The sequence below is a fragment of the Streptomyces sp. NPDC059373 genome, from assembly GCF_042751495.1.
Lineage (GTDB): Bacteria > Actinomycetota > Actinomycetes > Streptomycetales > Streptomycetaceae > Actinacidiphila.
In genome coordinates this window covers 78,505-94,877 of sequence record NZ_JBHYXC010000003.1, presented here as the reverse complement: position 1 = coordinate 94,877, position 16,373 = coordinate 78,505, and the positions used below count along the sequence as shown (strand labels likewise).

The window sequence follows — 16,373 nt, the reverse complement described above, 5'->3', positions numbered from 1 at the left end:
GGGGAGTCCGGCCACGGGATGCCGAGGAAGCGGCGGCGGGCGACCATGGAGCGGTGAGCGGCAGCGGTGGCGGCGGCGCGTGGTCGCCGCTGGACGAGGAGGTCCTGCGGCAGGTTCTGGACGGTACGGCGGCAGGGGTGGGGGTCATGGACACCGAGCTCCGCTACGTCTACGTGAATCCGGCCCTGGCGATCATGAACGGCCTGCCCGCGGCCGCCCACATCGGCCGGACGATCGCCGAGCTGCTGCCCGACCTGGACGACCCCGGCGATGCGCTCATCCGCCAGGTCCTCGCCGACGGCCACCCCCGGGAGCTGACGTCGAGCGGGCACACGAGGGCGGCCTCCGGGCTGGAGCGCCGCTACTGGCACGGCGCGTACCACCGCCTCGAAGCCGCGGACGGCACGCCGACCGGAATCGTGGCGATCGTCCTGGAAGTGAGCGCCTCCCGCGCCGAGCAGCGGGACCTCGAACGCGCCCGGGAACGCCTCACGCTGCTCGACCGGGCCGCCACCGCGATCGGTACGACCCTCGAAATGGACGCGACCTGCGGTGAGCTGGCCGACTTCGTGGTCCCGCTGCTCGCGGACATCGCGACCGTCGAGGTGCTCCCCCCGGAGCACCCGCACGGGGCCGCGCTCCGTCCACCGCCCCACGGGGTGCTCCGGCTGCGTCGCGCCGCGCTGGCCGCGCTGCCCAACCTCCGTGAGCAGGTACGGGTCTTCGGGGTCCCGGGGACGTACGTGGACTACCAGCCGGACTCCACCATCACCCGCTGCCTGGAGTCGGGGAAGCCGATCCTGGAGAACCTCCCCAGCGACGACGAGCTCAGCCGCATCGCCCCCAACAGGGAGCGCGTCGCCGCCTATCGCGCGGTCGGCATCCACTCCGCGCTCGTCGTCCCCCTGGCGGCCCGCGGCCACCCGGTCGGGACGGTCACCCTGGTCCGGGCCGGGGACTCACCGGGGTTCACCGACGAGGACATGGTCGTCGCCCAGGACCTCGCCACCCGCGCCGCGATCAGCCTGGACAACGCCCGCCGCTACACCCGCGAGCACGGCATCGCGCTGGAGTTGCAGCGCGCGCTGCTCTCCGAGCCGGGCAGCCCGCACCCGACCGTCGAGGTGGCGTTCCGCTACCAGCCCGCCGGGAGCAGTGCACTGGTCGGCGGCGACTGGTACGACACCGTACGGCTCCCGTTGGGCCGGACGCTGCTGGCGATGGGCGACGTCATGGGGCACGGCGTCGAGGCCTCGGTCGACATGAGCCAGTACCGCTCGATGCTGCGCTTCGTGGCCTCCGCCGACCTGCCGCCGCACCGCATCCTGCGCCGCCTGGACACCCTCATCGCCGAGACCGAGTCGGGCCGTCCCGCCACCTGCCTGTTGGCCCTCGTCGACCCGGCCCGGGGCCGCTGCTCCTTCGCCAGCGCCGGGCACCTGCCGCCCGCCGTCCTGCACGCCGACGGCACCACCGAGATCATCCAGCTCCCCGTCGGCCCGCCCCTGGGCACCGGCCACGGCGGCTACGAACTGCTGTCCCGCGACTGCGCCGCCAACCACGTCCTGCTGCTCTACACCGACGGCCTCATCGAGCGGCGTGGCGAGGACATCGACACCTCCCTCGCCCGCCTCGCGTCGCTGCGCCTGGACACGGACGGTGGCATCGGCCCGCTCGTCGACAGAGTGCTGTCGCTGCTGGCCACCCAGGACGCGGAGGACGACATCGCGGTCCTCGCCGCCCGCATCCTGCGCTGACCGCCGAGCCTGACCGCCGAGCCGGTCCCCCGAGCCCGACGGCCCGGGCCACCCGGTCGGGTGACGCGGGGGCGTGTCGGCAGCCCGCCGGCCACCCGTCTGGCGAGGATCGTCCGATGCCTCGAGCCGTCCACGCGTCCGTTGTCACCGCGCTGTGTCTGGTCCTCGCCCTGGCCGCCTCACCGGCACCGGCCGGGGCCGATGACGACCGATCGAGGAAGCAGGCGGCCGCCACCGTGGACCGGCTGTACGGCGAGGCCGCCCGCGCGGTGCGGTCGTACGAGACCGTACGCAAAGCGGTGGACCTCAAGAGGCGGGAGCTGAACGGGCTGCGGGAGGCCGCGCGTTACGAGCAGGGGAGGCTGGGGGCGCTGCGGGAGCGGATCGGCGAGATGGCCCGGACGCAGTACCGGGAGGGCGCGCTGACGCCGTCCGCCCAGCTGTTCCTGTCGGCGAAGCCGGACGAGCTGCTGGAGGGGGTGACGCTGCTGCACGCCGGCAACCACGCCACCGCCGCACTGCTGAGGGCCAGGAGCCGGGCCGAACAGCGCCTGGAGGAAGCCACGTCGGCCGCCGACCACGTGCTCGACCAGCTGTCGGCGGACGCCCGACGGCAGGCCGCCATCAAGCGCCGCATCCAGGCCCGGCTGGCCCGCGCCCGGGTCGTCCTGCGGACCCTGCGGACCGTGCGCGCCACCGACGAGGGCCAGGACTGCCCCCGGGCCCGGCACACCGACCGCGCCCGCCCCGCACCCCGCGCCGGCCTCGCCTCCACCACCTGGGTGAGCCCGGTCGAGCACTACCGCCTCACCGCAGGCTTCGCCAGCACCGGCGCCCACTGGGCCCACCGCCACACCGGCCAGGATTTCGCGGTGCCGGTCGGCACCCCCGTACATGCGGTGGGCGACGGGCTGGTCATCGTCGCCGGGTGCGGTGACGGCTTCGGCAACCAGATCGTCATCCAGCACGCGTGCGGCTACTACACCCACTACGCCCACCTCTCCCGCCTCGACGTCGAACCCGGCGACCGCGTCCGCACCGGCGACCGGATCGGCCTCTCCGGCAACAGCGGCAACTCCACCGGCCCCCACCTGCACTTCGAGGTCCGCGTCACCCCCCTCCTCGGCTCCGGCGTGGACCCGGTGCCCTGGATGGCCGAGCACGGTGTGCCCCTGCACGACTCATGACGCCGCATGACGTGAAGCGGGAAACCAGCCAGAAGCGGCGAAGTGCTCGCGCTCGCCGTCCTGGCTTGCTACGCAGACGCCTCGCCGTCCGCCGCCTGGCGCAGCGCGTGACGCATCCGCCTGGCGTGCCGGCGGTCGCGGGGCGAGGCGTCGACGATGTCCAGGAAGATCTGGTCGAACTCCGGGAACTCGTCGGCGATGGTCTGCTTGATCCGGACCAGGGCCTCCTCCAGCGTCTCGCTGTCGATGCCCTCCGAGAGGTCGACGCGGGCGGCGAGCAGCGTGGAGTCCAGCCCGAGCCGCATCGTCAGCAGCGACGTCACGGTGTCGATCTCGGGCTGGCGCATGAGCAGTTCGTACACCTTCTGGCGCACCGCGGGATCGGTGGCCTCGCCGATGAGGCTGTCCCGGCAGTCCTTGCCGAGCCGGTACGCGACGTACATCAGCAGCACCGCGATGCCCAACGACGCGTACGCCTCGTAGGACCGGTTTCCGGTCGCCCAGTGCAGTCCGACGCCGGCCAGCGCCAGCAGCACACCCAGTACCGCGGTGCTGTCCTCGGCGAGCACCGTACGCAGTGTCGGGTCCTGGGCGGCGCGCAGTTCGGCGCGGAAGTCGCGGCCGCCGGCCCGTGCCGCGCCGCGCACCTGAAGGAGGGCCCGGACCAGGGAGGCGCCTTCCGCCAGGAGGGCCACCACCAGGACGGCGATCGCGACGAGGAAGGAGCGGGTGCTCTCCGGCTCGTGCTCGTGGAAGGCCATGACGCCCTGGTAGAAGGAGAAGCAGCCGCCCATCACGAAGATGCCGACGGCGGCGAGCAACGACCAGAAGAACCGTTCCTTGCCGTAGCCGAACGGATGCTGTGCGTCCGGCTCCCGGCTGCTGCGCTTCAGCGAGGCCAGCAGGAACACCTCGTTCATGCTGTCCGCGACCGAGTGCGCGCCTTCCGACAGCAGCGCCGGGGAGCCGGTCACCAGCCCGCCGACCGCCTTCACCGCCGCGATCACCAGATTCGCGGTGAGCGCGATGAAGACGGTTCCCCTGGTCTCCTGATCCTTCGCCTTGGCCATACGGTGCGGGTGCCCCGTCAGCCGCGCCTCAATGATGGAAGGCGGTCGCGGCCGCGACGGGCACCGGCAGCGGCCCGGACTGGGCGCGCAGCTCCGGGAGCAGCCGGCCGAGGTCGTCCATCAGCAGGTCCGCCAGGTCCTGGGAGAAGCCGTTGCGGCACACCACCCGCAGCACCGCAAGGTCCTGCCGGTTGGCGGGGTAGGTGTAGGCGGGTACCAGCCAGCCCCGCTCGCGCAGCCGCCGCGAGACGTCGTACACGTTGAACGCGGCGATCCCGTCGGCGGTGGTGAAGGAGAAGACCGGCAGCTGGTCACCGCGCGTGATCAGCCGGAAGTCCTCCAGCGCCTCGATCCGCCGGGCCAGTGACATCGCCACGTCGCGGCTGGTCTGCTGAACGGCCCGGTAGCCCTCCTGCCCCAGCCGCAGGAAGGTGTAGTACTGGGCGACCACCTGCGCGCCCGGGCGGGAGAAGTTCAGCGCGAAGGTCGGCATGTCACCGCCGAGGTAGTTGACCCGGAAGACCAGCTCCTCCGGCAGGGCGTCGGGGTTCCGCCACAGCGCCCAGCCCACGCCGGGGTACACCAGCCCGTACTTGTGCCCGGAGGTGTTGATCGAGGCCACCCTCGGCAGTTGGAAGTCCCACACCAGCTCCGGGTCCAGGAAGGGCGCGATCATCGCCCCGGACGCGCCGTCGACGTGCACCGGGATGTCGTGCCCCGTACGGGCCTGGAAGTCGTCCAGGGCCGCACAGATCTCCGCCACCGGCTCGTACGATCCGTCGAAGGTCGACCCGAGGATCGCCACGACCCCGATGGTGTTCTCGTCGCACAGCGCGAGCGCCGACTCGGCGTCCAGGTGCAGCCGGTCGCCCTCCACCGGCGCGAGCCGCGCCTCCACCTCCCAGAAGGCGCAGAACTTCTCCCAGCACACCTGCACATTCGCGCCCATCACCAGATTCGGCCGCGCGCTCGCCGGATACCGGTCGCCCATCCGCTTCATCCAGCGCCGCTTGAGCGCCATCCCGGCGAGCATGCAGGCCTCGCTCGACCCCGTCGTCGAGCAGCCCACCACGGCGTCCGGGTCGGGCGCGTGCCACAGGTCGGCGAGCATCGCCACGCAGCGCCGCTCCAGCTCGGCCGTGCGCGGGTACTCGTCCTTGTCGATCATGTTCTTGTCGCGGCACTCCGCCATCAGGACATCGGCCTGCGGCTCCATCCAGGTCGTGACGAAGGTCGCCAGGTTCAGCCGCGCGTTCCCGTCCAGCATCAGCTCGTCGTGCACCAGCTGATACGCGGCGTGGGGCGACATCGGCCCGTCCGCCAGCCGGTGTTTCGGCGGCGCGGTTCGCATGCCGCCGGTCGGGTCGGTCTCGCCGATGAACGGGTTGACGGCCAGCTCTCGCAGGTCGCCTTCACCTTTGTGGAGGGCCATGCACCGGACGATACGGGCGCCGCGCTCAGCCCGCACTCGCGATGGACAACTTCGCCGCGAAGCCCAGGAACAGCGCCGCGGCCCCCGAGGTGAGCCCTGCCGACAGCCGCTTGCGGCGGTGGAACTGGGCGGCGAGGTAGGTGCCTCCGAGGATCAGCGTCGTGAGGTAGACGAAGCTGAAGAGCTGGGCGATCGCCCCCAGGGCCAGGAAGGACAGGGCCGGATGGGCGTAACCGGGGTCCACGAACTGCACGAAGAAGGAGATGAAGAACAGGATGGCCTTCGGGTTGAGCAGGCTGATCACCAGCGCCCGCCGGAACGGCTGCTCGGCCACGGCCGGGGCCGCCTCGGCCTCGACGGCCGCCGGCTCCCGCCTCGTACGCCACATCGCCCACGCCGCCCGTGCCATCCCGACCGCGATCCAGACCAGGTAGGCCGCCCCGGCGTACTTCACGATGCCGAAGAGCACCGCGTTGGCCTTGAGCAGCCCCGCCACGCCCGCCGCCGACGTGGTCATGAGGACCGTGTCGCCGAGGAAGACGCCGAGCGCGGCGCCGTAGGCCGTACGGACGCCCCGGCGGGCGGCGACGGACAGCGTGTAGAGCGAGTTCGGGCCCGGCAGCAGGACAATCAGCGCGGTGCCCAGGACATAGGTCGGAAGGTCGGTTATCCCCAGCATGTGGACCAATATCGCACTTGCTCCTCACGCGACGTGAGGCAGGACAGTGGTGTCCATGAGCACGAGGGACACGAGGGACACGAGCTATTCGGTCGGGCAGGTCGCCGGCTTCGCCGGGGTGACCGTACGGACACTGCACCACTACGACGAGATCGGGCTGCTGTCGCCCAGCGCCCGTAGCCACGCCGGCCACCGGCGTTACGACGACGCCGATCTCGACCGGCTGCAGCGGATCCTGTTCTACCGCGAGCTCGGCTTTCCCCTCGACGAGGTGGCGGTGCTGCTGGACGACCCGAAGGCCGACCCGCAGGAGCATCTGCGCCGCCAGCACGCTCTGCTCACCGAGCGGATCGACAGGCTGCGGCAGATGGCCGCCGCCGTGGAACACGCCATGGAGGCACGGAAGATGGGCATCAACCTCACGCCGGAGGAGCGCTTCGAGGTCTTCGGGGAGTACGACCCCGACCAGCACGCGGAGGAGGTCCGGGAGCGCTGGGGCAACACCGAGGCGTACGCGCAGTCGCAGCGCCGCGCCGCCTCGTACACCAAGGACGACTGGCTGCGGATCAAGGCCCAGCAGGACGACTGGGCCGCCCGCCTGACCGCCCTGCGCGGCACCGGCGCCCCGGCGGACGGCGAGGCCGCGATGGACCTCGCCGAGGAGCACCGCACCTTCATCAGCCGCTTCTACTACGACTGCGGCTACGAGATCCACACCGGCCTGGCCTGCATGTATCTCGCCGACGAGCGGTTCCGCGCCTTCTACGAGGCGATCGCGCCGGGCACCGCGCAGTACGTCCACGACGCGATCGTCGCCAACGCGGAACGCGCTAAGCGCCCTCGCGGGTGATGACCACCGCTGTCCCGTACGCACACACCTCGGTACCGACGTCCGCCGCCTCCGAGACGTCGAACCGCATCATCAGCACCGCGTTCCCGCCCCGCGCCTGGGCCTGTTCCACCAGCCGTTCCATGGCCTGGTTGCGGGTCTGTACGAGGGTCTTGGTCAGGCCCTTCAGCTCGCCGCCGATCATGGACTTCAGCCCGGCGCCGATCTGGCTGCCCAGGTGACGGGAGCGGACGGTGAGGCCGAAGACCTCGCCGATCACGGTTTCGACCCGGTAGCCGGGGACGTCGTTGGTGGTCACCACAAGGACGGCGGCCTGGGTTCCCTGGCCGCCGCCGTAGTCGTCGATACCCATACGGGCATCGTGCGCCTACTCCAGCCGCGGCGCCTCCGCAGGGGCCGGGCAGATGCGGTGGCCCTCCTGGTCGAAGACGTAGAGGTGGGCCAGGTCGACCAGCAGCGGCACCCGGTCGCCGTGGCGGAGCTGAAGGTCGGGGCCGGTGCGGACGACCAGGTCGCCGGGGACGAGCCGGGGCTGGTCGGCGGGAGGTCTTTCGCGGTCCCGGTCCCGGTCTCGGTCCCGGTCCAGGACGGCGGTGAGGTTGTCCTGCGCGCCGGCCCGGGCCGCGGCCCGCTGCACCAGCCGTCCGAAGCCGCCACCGCCGCCCGCGCGCCTGGCCGCCGTGCGCGCCGCCCGCGAGGGCGCCGGCCTGGGGGCCTCCAGCTCCGGTACGACGGCGGGCCGCGCCCCGGTGTTGAGGTGCACCAGCGACTCGTGCCCCTGGTACTCCACATGCTCGACGATGCCGCTCAGCACCACCTCGCCCGCGTGCGCCGAGCTCGGCTGTGCGATCCGTACGGCCTCCGAGCGCAGGCCGACGATGATCTGCCGGCCCTGCTGGATCCGCAGCAACTGGTGGTCCTGGCTCAGCGGTTCCTGCAGCCCGAGCCGCTGCCGCCCGAAGTCGATCCAGATCCCGCCGCCGAGCGGGGCCAGCACGGTGGCCTGGAGGAGGTTGATGCGGGGCGTGCCGATGAAGGCGGCCACGAAGACGTTCTCGGGGAGGTGATACGCCTCCCGGGGGCTGCCGACCTGCTGGAGCACGCCGCTGCGCATGATCGCCACGCGGTCGCCCAGCGACATCGCCTCGGCCTGGTCATGGGTGACGTAGACCGTGGTCACGCCCATGCCGCGGGTCAGCCGGGAGATCTCGGCCCGCAGATGCGAACGCAGCTTCGCGTCGAGGTTCGACAGCGGCTCGTCCATCAGGAAGACGGACGGGTGCCGGGATATCGCCCGCCCCATCGCGACCCGCTGCCGCTCACCGCCCGACAGCTGCGCCGGATAACGGTCGAGGATGTCCTCGATGCCGAGGGTGCGGGCCGTCTCGTCGACCCTGGGCCCGGAATCCTCGCCCGGCATCTCGAAGCGGAGCGGAAAGCCGATGTTCTGGCGGCTCGTCATGCTCGGGTAGAGGGCGAAGTTCTGGAAGACCATCGCCATGCGGCGGTCGCCGGGCGCCAGCTCGTTGGCGTACTCGCCGTCGAGCAGCAGTTCGCCGCTGGTGATCTCCTCCAGCCCGGCGATCATGCGCAGGACGGTCGACTTGCCGCAGCCGGACGGGCCGAGCAGCACCAGGAACTCACCGGGGTCGATGGCCAGTGAGAAGCGGTCCACGGCGCGGACGTTGCGGCCGTAGACCTTGGATACGTCGTGAAGTGCGATGGCGCGTGTCATGGGGTCCGCCGGAATCAGCTGTTACAGGTGACTTGCGGTGGTGCACGGGGGAATCGCTTGCGCTGACGGTAGTGCACCGTTCCCGGGCTGGGAACGGTTTGGCCAAGACACCGTTGATAGTTTGTGCGAGTGACGAACCTCGCCCTGGGCCCGCAATGGCTCGACCCCGACTACCTCATCTCGTCGGCCGGCCTCGTCGGCCTGCTGGTGGTCGTCTTCGCCGAGTCGGGTCTGCTCATCGGCTTCTTCCTGCCGGGTGACTCCCTCCTCTTCACCGGCGGCCTCCTCGTCGCCGGCGGCAAGCTGGACTGGCCGATCTGGGCGGTGGCCCTGCTGGTGATCGTCGCGGCGATCGCGGGTGACCAGGTCGGCTACCTCTTCGGCCGGAAGGTAGGGCCCTCGCTCTTCCGGCGGCCGGACTCCAAGCTCTTCAAGCAGGAGAACATCGAGAAGGCGCACGAGTTCTTCGAGAGGTACGGCGGCAAGTCGATCGTCCTGGCGCGCTTCGTCCCGGTCATCCGCACCTTCACGCCGATCATCGCCGGCGTCAGCCGCATGAACTACCGCACCTTCGTCACCTACAACATCATCGGCGGCACGCTGTGGGGCGGCGGCGTCACCTTCCTCGGTTTCTGGCTCGGCAAGTTCGAGTTCGTCAACAAGCACATCGAGCTGATCCTCATCGGGGTCGTCGCCGTCTCGGTCGTGCCGATCGTCATCGAGTACCTGCGGGCTCGCGGCAAGGCCAAGAAGGCGCCCGCCGCAGGCCCGGCGGCCGGCCCCCACAGCCAGGGCCCCGCACAGGGCCCCGCACAGGGCCCCGTCCAGCGCAGTGGTGGCCGCCACCGGGCGAACCGCCGCTGAGACCCCGAACTTCGCACCCCCCGTCGCGCATGCCGCACCCTGATCCGGCAAGGTGAGCGCAGTACGGCAAAGCGCAGCGAAGGGCACAGACGTGGTGGACGAGGGCAAGCCGGATTCGGACGAGGTCCGCTCCGAGTTCACGCCACCGCTGGGTGTGGACCTTCCGGCCGAGCCCGAACCGGAGGGCTCCGCCTTCGCGCCGCCCAGCACGGCGGGCACGCCTCCGACGCCTGTCGGCACCCAGGTGCAGGCGTCGTTTCCCGCCTTCACCCCGCCCACCGGCATACCGGTCGTCAGCCTGTCCAAGGAGACGCCCTGGCCGGACCGGATGCGGGCGATGCTCCGGATGTCGGTCACCGAGCGGCCCGCGCCGGAGCAGGCCGCCGAGCGCACCGAGGCGGGGCCGCCGGTTCCGCGCGTGCTGGACCTGACCCTGAGGATCGGGGAGCTGCTGCTGGCGGGCGGCGAGGGCGCGGAGGACGTGGAGGCCGCGATGCTGGGCGTGGCGCACGCCTACGGGCTGGCCCGGGTCGAGCCGACGGTGACCTTCACGCTGCTGGGGATCTCGTACCAGCCGTCCCTCATCGACCCGCCGGTCACCGCGAACCGGACCGTACGCCGCCGGGGCACCGACTACACCCGCCTCGCCGCCGTGTTCCGGCTCGTGGACGACATCACGACCTCCGAGCTGACCCTCGAGGACGCCTACCGCCGCCTCGCCGAGATCCGCCGCAACCGCCACCCGTACCCGGGCTGGCTGCTCACCGCGTCCGCCGGGCTGCTGGCCGGCGCGGCGAGCATGCTGGTGGGCGGTGGCGGCCCGCTGGTCTTCCTGATCGCGGCGGTCGGCGCGATGCTGGGCGACCGGCTGGCCTGGCTGTGCGCGGGGCGCGGGCTGCCGGAGTTCTACCAGTTCACCGCCGCCGCGATGCCGGCCGCCGTCTTCGGGGTCCTGGTGGACCGCTTCGGCCACTACCTCCCCGGCACGTCCACCATCCAGGCCTCCGCGGTGATCACCGGTGGCCTGTTCGCCCTCATCCCCGGCCGCGCGCTGGTCGCCGCCGTCCAGGACGGGCTGACCGGCTTCTACATCACCGCCTCCGCCCGGCTGTTGGAGGTCATGTACCTCTTCACCGGCATCGTCGTCGGCGTCACCCTCGTCCTGTACGCGGGCGTGAGCCTGGGCGCCGTACTCGACCCGCAGCAGTCGCTGAGCACGTACGAGAACGCCCCCGTGCAGCTGGTCGCGGCCATGGCGCTCAGCCTGGCCTTCGCGGTGCTGCTGCAGTGCGAGCGCGAGGTGCTGCTGCTCGCCACCCTCAACGGCGGCGTGGCCTGGACCGTCTACGGCGTGCTGCACCAGGACGTCGGCATGTCCCCGGTCGCCGCGACCGCCGTCGCGGCGGGCCTCGTCGGCCTGTTCGGGCAGTTGCTCTCGCGGCACCGGCACGCCTCCGCGCTGCCGTACGTCACCGCCGCCATCGGCCCGCTGCTGCCCGGCTCGGCGACGTACTTCGGTCTCCTCGGTCTCACACAGGGTCACCTGAGCCAGGGCGCGGCCTCGCTGACGAAGGCGGCGGCGCTGGCGCTCGCGGTGGCGATCGGGGTCAACCTCGGTGGCGAGATCGCCCGGATGTTCCTCAAGGTGCCGGGCCCGGTGCCGGCCACGTCCGACCCGGCGCGACGCCGCGCGGCGAAGCGCACGCGCGGCTTCTGACACACGTGTGCGGGCGGCACCCCGCGCAGGGGTGCCGCCCGCACACGTGTGCAGACCAGGCGGTCAGTGCGCCCCGGACTCCTTGAGGCGCTTGTAGGAGGCGTCGATCTCGGCCTCCGCCTCGATCCGGCCGACCCAGTTGGCGCCCTCGACGGACTTGCCGGGCTCCAGGTCCTTGTAGACCTCGAAGAAGTGCTGGATCTCCAGCCGGTCGAACTCGCTCACGTGGTGAATGTCACGCAGGTGCTCCACGCGCGGGTCGGACGCCGGGACGCAGAGCAGCTTGTCGTCGCCGCCGGCCTCGTCCGTCATCCGGAACATGCCGATGGCGCGGCACTTGATGAGGCAGCCGGGGAAGGTCGGCTCGTCCAGGATGACCAGGGCGTCGAGCGGGTCGCCGTCCTCGCCGAGGGTGTTCTCCACGAACCCGTAGTCGGCCGGGTAGCTGGTCGAGGTGAAGAGCCGGCGGTCCAGGCGGATACGACCGGTCTCGTGGTCCACCTCGTACTTGTTCCGGGAACCCTTCGGGATCTCGATCGTGACGTCGAACTCCAAGACTCCACTCCTCCATGATCAGCACATACTTCTGGTGATTAAGTGTCTCCCACGCAACTGTGTGATCGCGAAAGGGGCTGGTCCGGGGTGCCGCTCACCAAGAACTGGCAGGTGACGGCGGTGTCCGCCGGGGTCGGCCTCGCTGTGGCGCTCGTGGCGGTAGCCGCGTCCGGCCCGTGGGAGTCAGGCCAGCGTACGGCCGAACGGGCGATTGCCGCCTCCCGGGACGCTTCGTCGCAGGCCTCGGGCCCGCACCGGGCCGCCAAGGTGCCGGAGGCCGTCACGGCGCCCCTCGCCGCCGACGTCCTCGCCGCCGCGACCGGCTCCTCCGGCATCCCCCTCCCCACCCGGGCGGGACTGGCCGCCACCCTCGCCCCGCTGCTCGACGCCGACGGCCTCGGCCCGGTCCGTACGGCCGTGGTCCTCGACGCCGCCACGGGCCGCACGGTCTACGGCTACGGCGCCGCCAAGGCCGGCACCCCCGCCTCCACGACGAAGATCGCGACCGCTGTCGCCGCCCTGTCGCTGCTCGGCCCCGACCACACCTTCACCACCAGCGTCGTCGCCGCCGGCAACGCCGACCGCATCACCCTGGTCGGCGGCGGCGACCCCACGCTCACCGCCCGCGCCGAGGCCGGTGGCGGCTACGACGCGGCGTCCCTGCGGACGCTGGCGGACGACACGGCCCGGGCGCTGCTCGCGAAGGGCGAGACGAAGGTCCGGCTCACGTACGACGCCTCGCTCTACAGCGGCCCCTCCGTCCACCCGATCGGCCACAACGACAACCTCGCGCCCGTCACCGCGCTGATGGCCGACGAGGGACGTGCCGACGGCTCCACCTACCAGGGCCCGGCGGCCCGCTCCTGGGACCCGGCGCAGTCGGCGGCGAACTCCTTCGCGGCCCTGCTGGAGGACCGGGGCATCAAGGTCACCGGCACCCCCTCCGCCACGAAGGCCTCCGGTGGCGAGCTGGCGGAGGTGCAGTCCGTACCGCTGTCCGACCTGGTCGAGCGCATGCTCACCAACAGCGACAACGACATCGCCGAGGCCCTCGCCCGCCAGGCCGCCATCGCCTCCGGCCGCCCCGCCTCCTTCTCCGGCGGCGCCGAGGCGATCGCCGCGGCCCTCAAGCACCTCGGCCTCGACCTCACCGGCGCCCGGTTCACCGACGGCAGCGGCCTCAACCACCGCGACGCCCTCTCCGCCCAGCAGCTCGCCGGCCTGCTCGTCCTCGCCGGCTCCTCCCATCACCCCGAGCTCCGTTCCGTCCTCACCGGCCTCCCCGTCGCCGCCTTCTCCGGCTCCCTGCGCAACCGTTTCTCCGCCGGCGTCCCCCGCGTCGGCGCAGGCTTCGTACGCGCCAAGACCGGCACCCTCACCGGCGTCAACGCCCTTGCCGGCACCGTCGTCGACGCCGACGGCCGCCTCCTGACCTTCGCCTTTCTCACCTCCGGCACCACCGATCCGACCGCTGCCGTCTCCTCCCTGGACCGCCTCGCCGCCGCCGTGGCGAACTGCGGCTGCCGCTGAACCCTGGTTTCGGGAAGGGGCGGGGTGGGGGAACTCCCGTGCGGGGGACGCAGCACGTACGGTGAAGGAATGAGCATCGGTGGTGCGGAGATGGTCGACTGGAACCTCGCGGTGGCGACCGCGACCCGATTCGTGCGGCCCGGACCAGAGGTGTCCAGGGACGAGGCCAGGGAAGTCGTCGCGGAGCTGCGGCGGCACGCCAAGTCCTCGGAGGCGCACGTCCGTTCGTTCACGCGCATGTTCGACGAGCGGGAGGAGCCCGATCAGAACGGCACCCCCGTGCTGATCGTGGACCGCCCCGGCTGGATCAAGGCGAACGTGGCGGGCTTCCGGGAGATCCTCAAGCCCCTGCTCGGCAAGATGGAGGCCCGCCGCCCGGGCGGCCCCGGCGGAGCGGTGCTGGGCACGGTCGGCGGCAAGGTGACCGGCGTGGAGGTCGGGATGCTGCTGAGCTTCCTGTCCTCGCGGGTGCTCGGCCAGTACGAGACCTTCGCCCCCGCGACCCGCGACATGCCCGCGGGCCCGGCCGCCCCCACCCCAGGGGAGCGGAAGGCCGGCCGCCTGCTGCTCGTGGCGCCGAACATCGTCCACGTCGAGCGCGAACTCGAGGTCAACCCGCACGACTTCCGCCTCTGGGTGTGCCTCCACGAGGAGACGCACCGGACGCAGTTCACGGCCGTGCCCTGGCTGCGGGACCACATCGAGTCGGAGATCCAGGACTTCCTGGCCGAGACCGAGATCGACCCCTCCACCCTCATCGAGCGGGTCCGCGAGGCGTTCCAGTCCTTCGCCACCGGCGGCCGCTCGGACAACGACGAGGCGGCCGTCGACGCCGAGGAGCCAAGCGACCGCAGCCTCATCGACCTCGTCCAGACCCCGAACCAGCGGGAGATCCTGGGGCGGCTCACCGCCGTGATGTCGCTGCTCGAAGGCCACGCCGACTACGTGATGGACGGCGTCGGCCCCGACGTCGTCCCCTCGGTCGCCGAGATCAGGGAGAAGTTCCAGCAGCGCAGGCAGACCGGGGCCGGCCGGCTGGACCTGGCGCTGCGCAAGCTGCTCGGGCTGGACGCGAAGCTGCGCCAGTACCGGGACGGGGAGCGGTTCGTACGGGCCGTGGTGGAGCAGACCGGCATGGACGGCTTCAACCGGATCTGGACCTCGCCGAACACGCTGCCGACCAAAACGGAGATCGCCAAACCCGCGGACTGGGTGGCGCGGGTGCACCGGCGTAGCGAAACGTGACGAAGGGGGCATGGGACGCCCCCCGGTTCACCCGTCCGAGGGACCGTGACCGCAGGCCATGGCGTGCGATGCTCGGGTATTGCCCGACTTCTGTCACCATCTAGCTACCCTGCGTCATCAGCCCCACATCCTCCCTAGGAGGGAACCGGACATGGGTCCCCACCCCGCGGTCGCAGCGATACGCCTGGCGGTCCGCCGCGTACTCCACGACGTGCTGAACGACAACCCGGGCGGCAGCCCGGTCGTGCTCGCCGCCTGCAGTGGCGGAGCCGACTCGATGGCCCTCGCCACCGCCCTCGCCTTCGAAGCCCCCAAGCTCGGCATCCGTGCCGGAGCCGTCACCGTCGACCACGGCCTGCAGTCCGGTTCCGACACCCGGGCGCGGGACGTCGCCGCGCGCCTGCGCGACCTCGGCCTCGACCCGGTGGACGCCATCGGTGTCACCGTCGGCCGCCAGGGAGGGCCTGAGGCGGCCGCCAGGGACGCGCGGTACGCCGCGCTGGACGGGGCGGCCCGGGACCGCGGGGCGGCCGCTGTGCTGCTCGGGCACACCCGGGACGACCAAGCGGAAACCGTCCTGCTGGGTCTGGCCAGGGGTTCCGGTACGCGCTCGCTGTCCGGGATGCCCGCGGTGAACGGCCGCTACCGCCGCCCGTTCCTCCTCCTCGACCGTGACACGGTCCGCAAGGCCTGCCTCGTCCAGGGCATCGACGTGTGGGAGGACCCGCACAACCACGACCCGGCCTACACCCGCTCCCGGGTCCGCCACGAGGCCCTGCCGGTGCTGGAGAAGTCCCTCGGCAAAGGTGTGATCGAGGCCCTGGCCCGTACCGCCCAGCTCTCCCGTGACGACGCCGACGCCCTCGACCAGTGGGCCGCGTCCGCCGAGCGTGACGCATCAGACAGCGACGGCGGTCTCGCGGCCGTCCGGCTGCTCGATCTGCCGCCCGCCGTACGCCGCCGCGTCCTGCGCCGGGCGGCCATCGCCGCCGGTTCCCCGGCCGGCTCGCTCTTCGCCCGCCACATCGAGGAGACCGACCGCCTGGTCACCGACTGGCGGGGCCAGAAGCCCCTCAACCTCCCCGGCGGGATCGTCGCCGGTCGCCGCAATGGCAGACTGTTCTTCTCGCCGTCGTAGACCTTGAGGAAGTACCACAGGTGAACGAGAAGGACATGGGCTCCGACCTCGAGAAGGTGCTCATCACCAAACCCGAGATCGACGCCAAGCTGGCCGAACTGGCAGCCCAGATCGACAAGGACTACGAGGGTCGGGACCTGCTGATCGTCGGCGTGCTCAAGGGCGCGGTGATGGTCATGGCGGACCTGGCGCGGGCCCTGTCCAGCAACGTCACGATGGACTGGATGGCGGTGTCCTCGTACGGGGCCGGCACCAAGTCCTCCGGCGTCGTACGGATCCTCAAGGACCTGGACACCGACATCGCGGGCCGCGACGTGCTGATCGTCGAGGACATCATCGACTCGGGTCTGACGCTGTCCTGGCTGATCAGCAACCTCGGCTCACGCCGCCCGGCCTCGCTGGAGGTCTGCACGCTGCTGCGCAAGCCGGAGGCGGCCAAGGTCGAGATCGATGTGAAGTACACCGGCTTCGACATCCCCAACGAGTTCGTGGTCGGCTACGGCCTGGACTTCGCCGAGAAGTACCGCAATCTTCCCTTCGTCGGAACCCTCGCGCCGCACGTCTACGGCGGCTGAGAGACCCTGGGGAACCTCTCCCCGTTTTCCGGCGTTGGA

The 16,373-nt window shown here is 71.6% G+C and carries 15 protein-coding genes; 9 read left to right on the top strand and 6 right to left on the bottom strand.

Features of this window, described 5'->3' with window-relative positions:
• The first annotated feature begins 53 nt into the window (after nt 1-53).
• Together ACFXJ5_RS08270 and ACFXJ5_RS08265 are read left to right on the top strand one after the other, a co-directional pair.
• Nucleotides 54-1,757 (top strand): SpoIIE family protein phosphatase, encoded by a 1,704-nt coding sequence (locus tag ACFXJ5_RS08270; RefSeq protein ID WP_384628570.1) that lies wholly within the window; start codon nt 54-56, stop codon nt 1,755-1,757.
• Between the two features lie 116 nt (nt 1,758-1,873).
• A complete protein-coding gene (locus ACFXJ5_RS08265; RefSeq protein ID WP_384628567.1) occupies nt 1,874-2,944 on the top strand; it encodes a peptidoglycan DD-metalloendopeptidase family protein in 1,071 nt (356 codons plus the stop codon).
• A gap of 68 nt (nt 2,945-3,012) precedes the next feature.
• On the opposite strand, the gene ACFXJ5_RS08260 is transcribed toward ACFXJ5_RS08265, so the two are convergent.
• Genes ACFXJ5_RS08260 through leuE form a run of 3 tightly spaced genes read right to left on the bottom strand, consistent with a single transcriptional unit; the run spans nt 3,013 to nt 6,125 of the window.
• On the bottom strand, nt 3,013-4,014 hold the full coding sequence (locus ACFXJ5_RS08260; RefSeq protein WP_384628564.1) for a cation diffusion facilitator family transporter: 1,002 nt from the start codon (nt 4,012-4,014) through the stop codon (nt 3,013-3,015).
• A gap of 28 nt (nt 4,015-4,042) precedes the next feature.
• Nucleotides 4,043-5,446 carry a glutamate decarboxylase gene (locus ACFXJ5_RS08255; RefSeq protein ID WP_384628561.1) on the bottom strand — a complete coding sequence of 468 codons (1,404 nt, stop codon included), beginning with the start codon at nt 5,444-5,446 and terminating at the stop codon, nt 4,043-4,045.
• 25 nt (nt 5,447-5,471) lie between these two features.
• Nucleotides 5,472-6,125 carry a leucine efflux protein LeuE gene (leuE, locus tag ACFXJ5_RS08250; protein WP_384628559.1) on the bottom strand — a complete coding sequence of 218 codons (654 nt, stop codon included), beginning with the start codon at nt 6,123-6,125 and terminating at the stop codon, nt 5,472-5,474.
• A 55-nt stretch (nt 6,126-6,180) separates the two neighbouring features.
• Between leuE and ACFXJ5_RS08245 the strand changes: the two genes are divergently transcribed.
• On the top strand, nt 6,181-6,975 hold the full coding sequence (locus tag ACFXJ5_RS08245; protein WP_384628556.1) for a MerR family transcriptional regulator: 795 nt from the start codon (nt 6,181-6,183) through the stop codon (nt 6,973-6,975).
• On the opposite strand, the gene ACFXJ5_RS08240 is transcribed toward ACFXJ5_RS08245, so the two are convergent.
• Entirely contained in the window at nt 6,956-7,327 is a 372-nt protein-coding gene (locus ACFXJ5_RS08240) for a YbjQ family protein (protein WP_384628553.1), read from the bottom strand. The genes ACFXJ5_RS08245 and ACFXJ5_RS08240 overlap by 20 nt on opposite strands.
• 15 nt (nt 7,328-7,342) lie before the next feature.
• Nucleotides 7,343-8,710 carry an ABC transporter ATP-binding protein gene (locus tag ACFXJ5_RS08235; RefSeq protein WP_384628550.1) on the bottom strand — a complete coding sequence of 456 codons (1,368 nt, stop codon included), beginning with the start codon at nt 8,708-8,710 and terminating at the stop codon, nt 7,343-7,345.
• A 129-nt stretch (nt 8,711-8,839) separates the two neighbouring features.
• Between ACFXJ5_RS08235 and ACFXJ5_RS08230 the strand changes: the two genes are divergently transcribed.
• Together ACFXJ5_RS08230 and ACFXJ5_RS08225 are read left to right on the top strand one after the other, a co-directional pair.
• On the top strand, nt 8,840-9,574 hold the full coding sequence (locus ACFXJ5_RS08230) for a DedA family protein (protein ID WP_384628548.1): 735 nt from the start codon (nt 8,840-8,842) through the stop codon (nt 9,572-9,574).
• 91 nt (nt 9,575-9,665) lie between these two features.
• Nucleotides 9,666-11,291: a threonine/serine exporter ThrE family protein gene (locus tag ACFXJ5_RS08225; protein WP_384628545.1), complete on the top strand. Its 1,626-nt coding sequence runs from the start codon at nt 9,666-9,668 to the stop codon at nt 11,289-11,291.
• A 63-nt stretch (nt 11,292-11,354) separates the two neighbouring features.
• Here the strand turns inward: ACFXJ5_RS08225 and ACFXJ5_RS08220 are convergent, their stop codons facing one another.
• The gene (locus tag ACFXJ5_RS08220) at nt 11,355-11,846 is read right to left on the bottom strand and encodes an inorganic diphosphatase (protein WP_384628543.1); all 492 of its coding nucleotides are present in this window, start codon (nt 11,844-11,846) and stop codon (nt 11,355-11,357) included.
• 87 nt (nt 11,847-11,933) lie between these two features.
• Between ACFXJ5_RS08220 and dacB the strand changes: the two genes are divergently transcribed.
• The 4 genes from dacB (at nt 11,934) to hpt (ending at nt 16,334) form a co-directional block, all read left to right on the top strand.
• Nucleotides 11,934-13,376 (top strand): D-alanyl-D-alanine carboxypeptidase/D-alanyl-D-alanine endopeptidase, encoded by a 1,443-nt coding sequence (gene dacB / locus ACFXJ5_RS08215; protein WP_384628540.1) that lies wholly within the window; start codon nt 11,934-11,936, stop codon nt 13,374-13,376.
• Between the two features lie 69 nt (nt 13,377-13,445).
• Entirely contained in the window at nt 13,446-14,621 is a 1,176-nt protein-coding gene (locus ACFXJ5_RS08210; RefSeq protein ID WP_384628537.1) for a zinc-dependent metalloprotease, read from the top strand.
• Nucleotides 14,622-14,772: 151 nt separating this feature from the next.
• A complete protein-coding gene (gene tilS, locus ACFXJ5_RS08205; protein WP_384628534.1) occupies nt 14,773-15,759 on the top strand; it encodes a tRNA lysidine(34) synthetase TilS in 987 nt (328 codons plus the stop codon).
• Nucleotides 15,760-15,794: 35 nt separating this feature from the next.
• Nucleotides 15,795-16,334 (top strand): hypoxanthine phosphoribosyltransferase, encoded by a 540-nt coding sequence (gene hpt, locus ACFXJ5_RS08200; protein WP_384629550.1) that lies wholly within the window; start codon nt 15,795-15,797, stop codon nt 16,332-16,334.
• Nucleotides 16,335-16,373 lie beyond the last annotated feature (39 nt).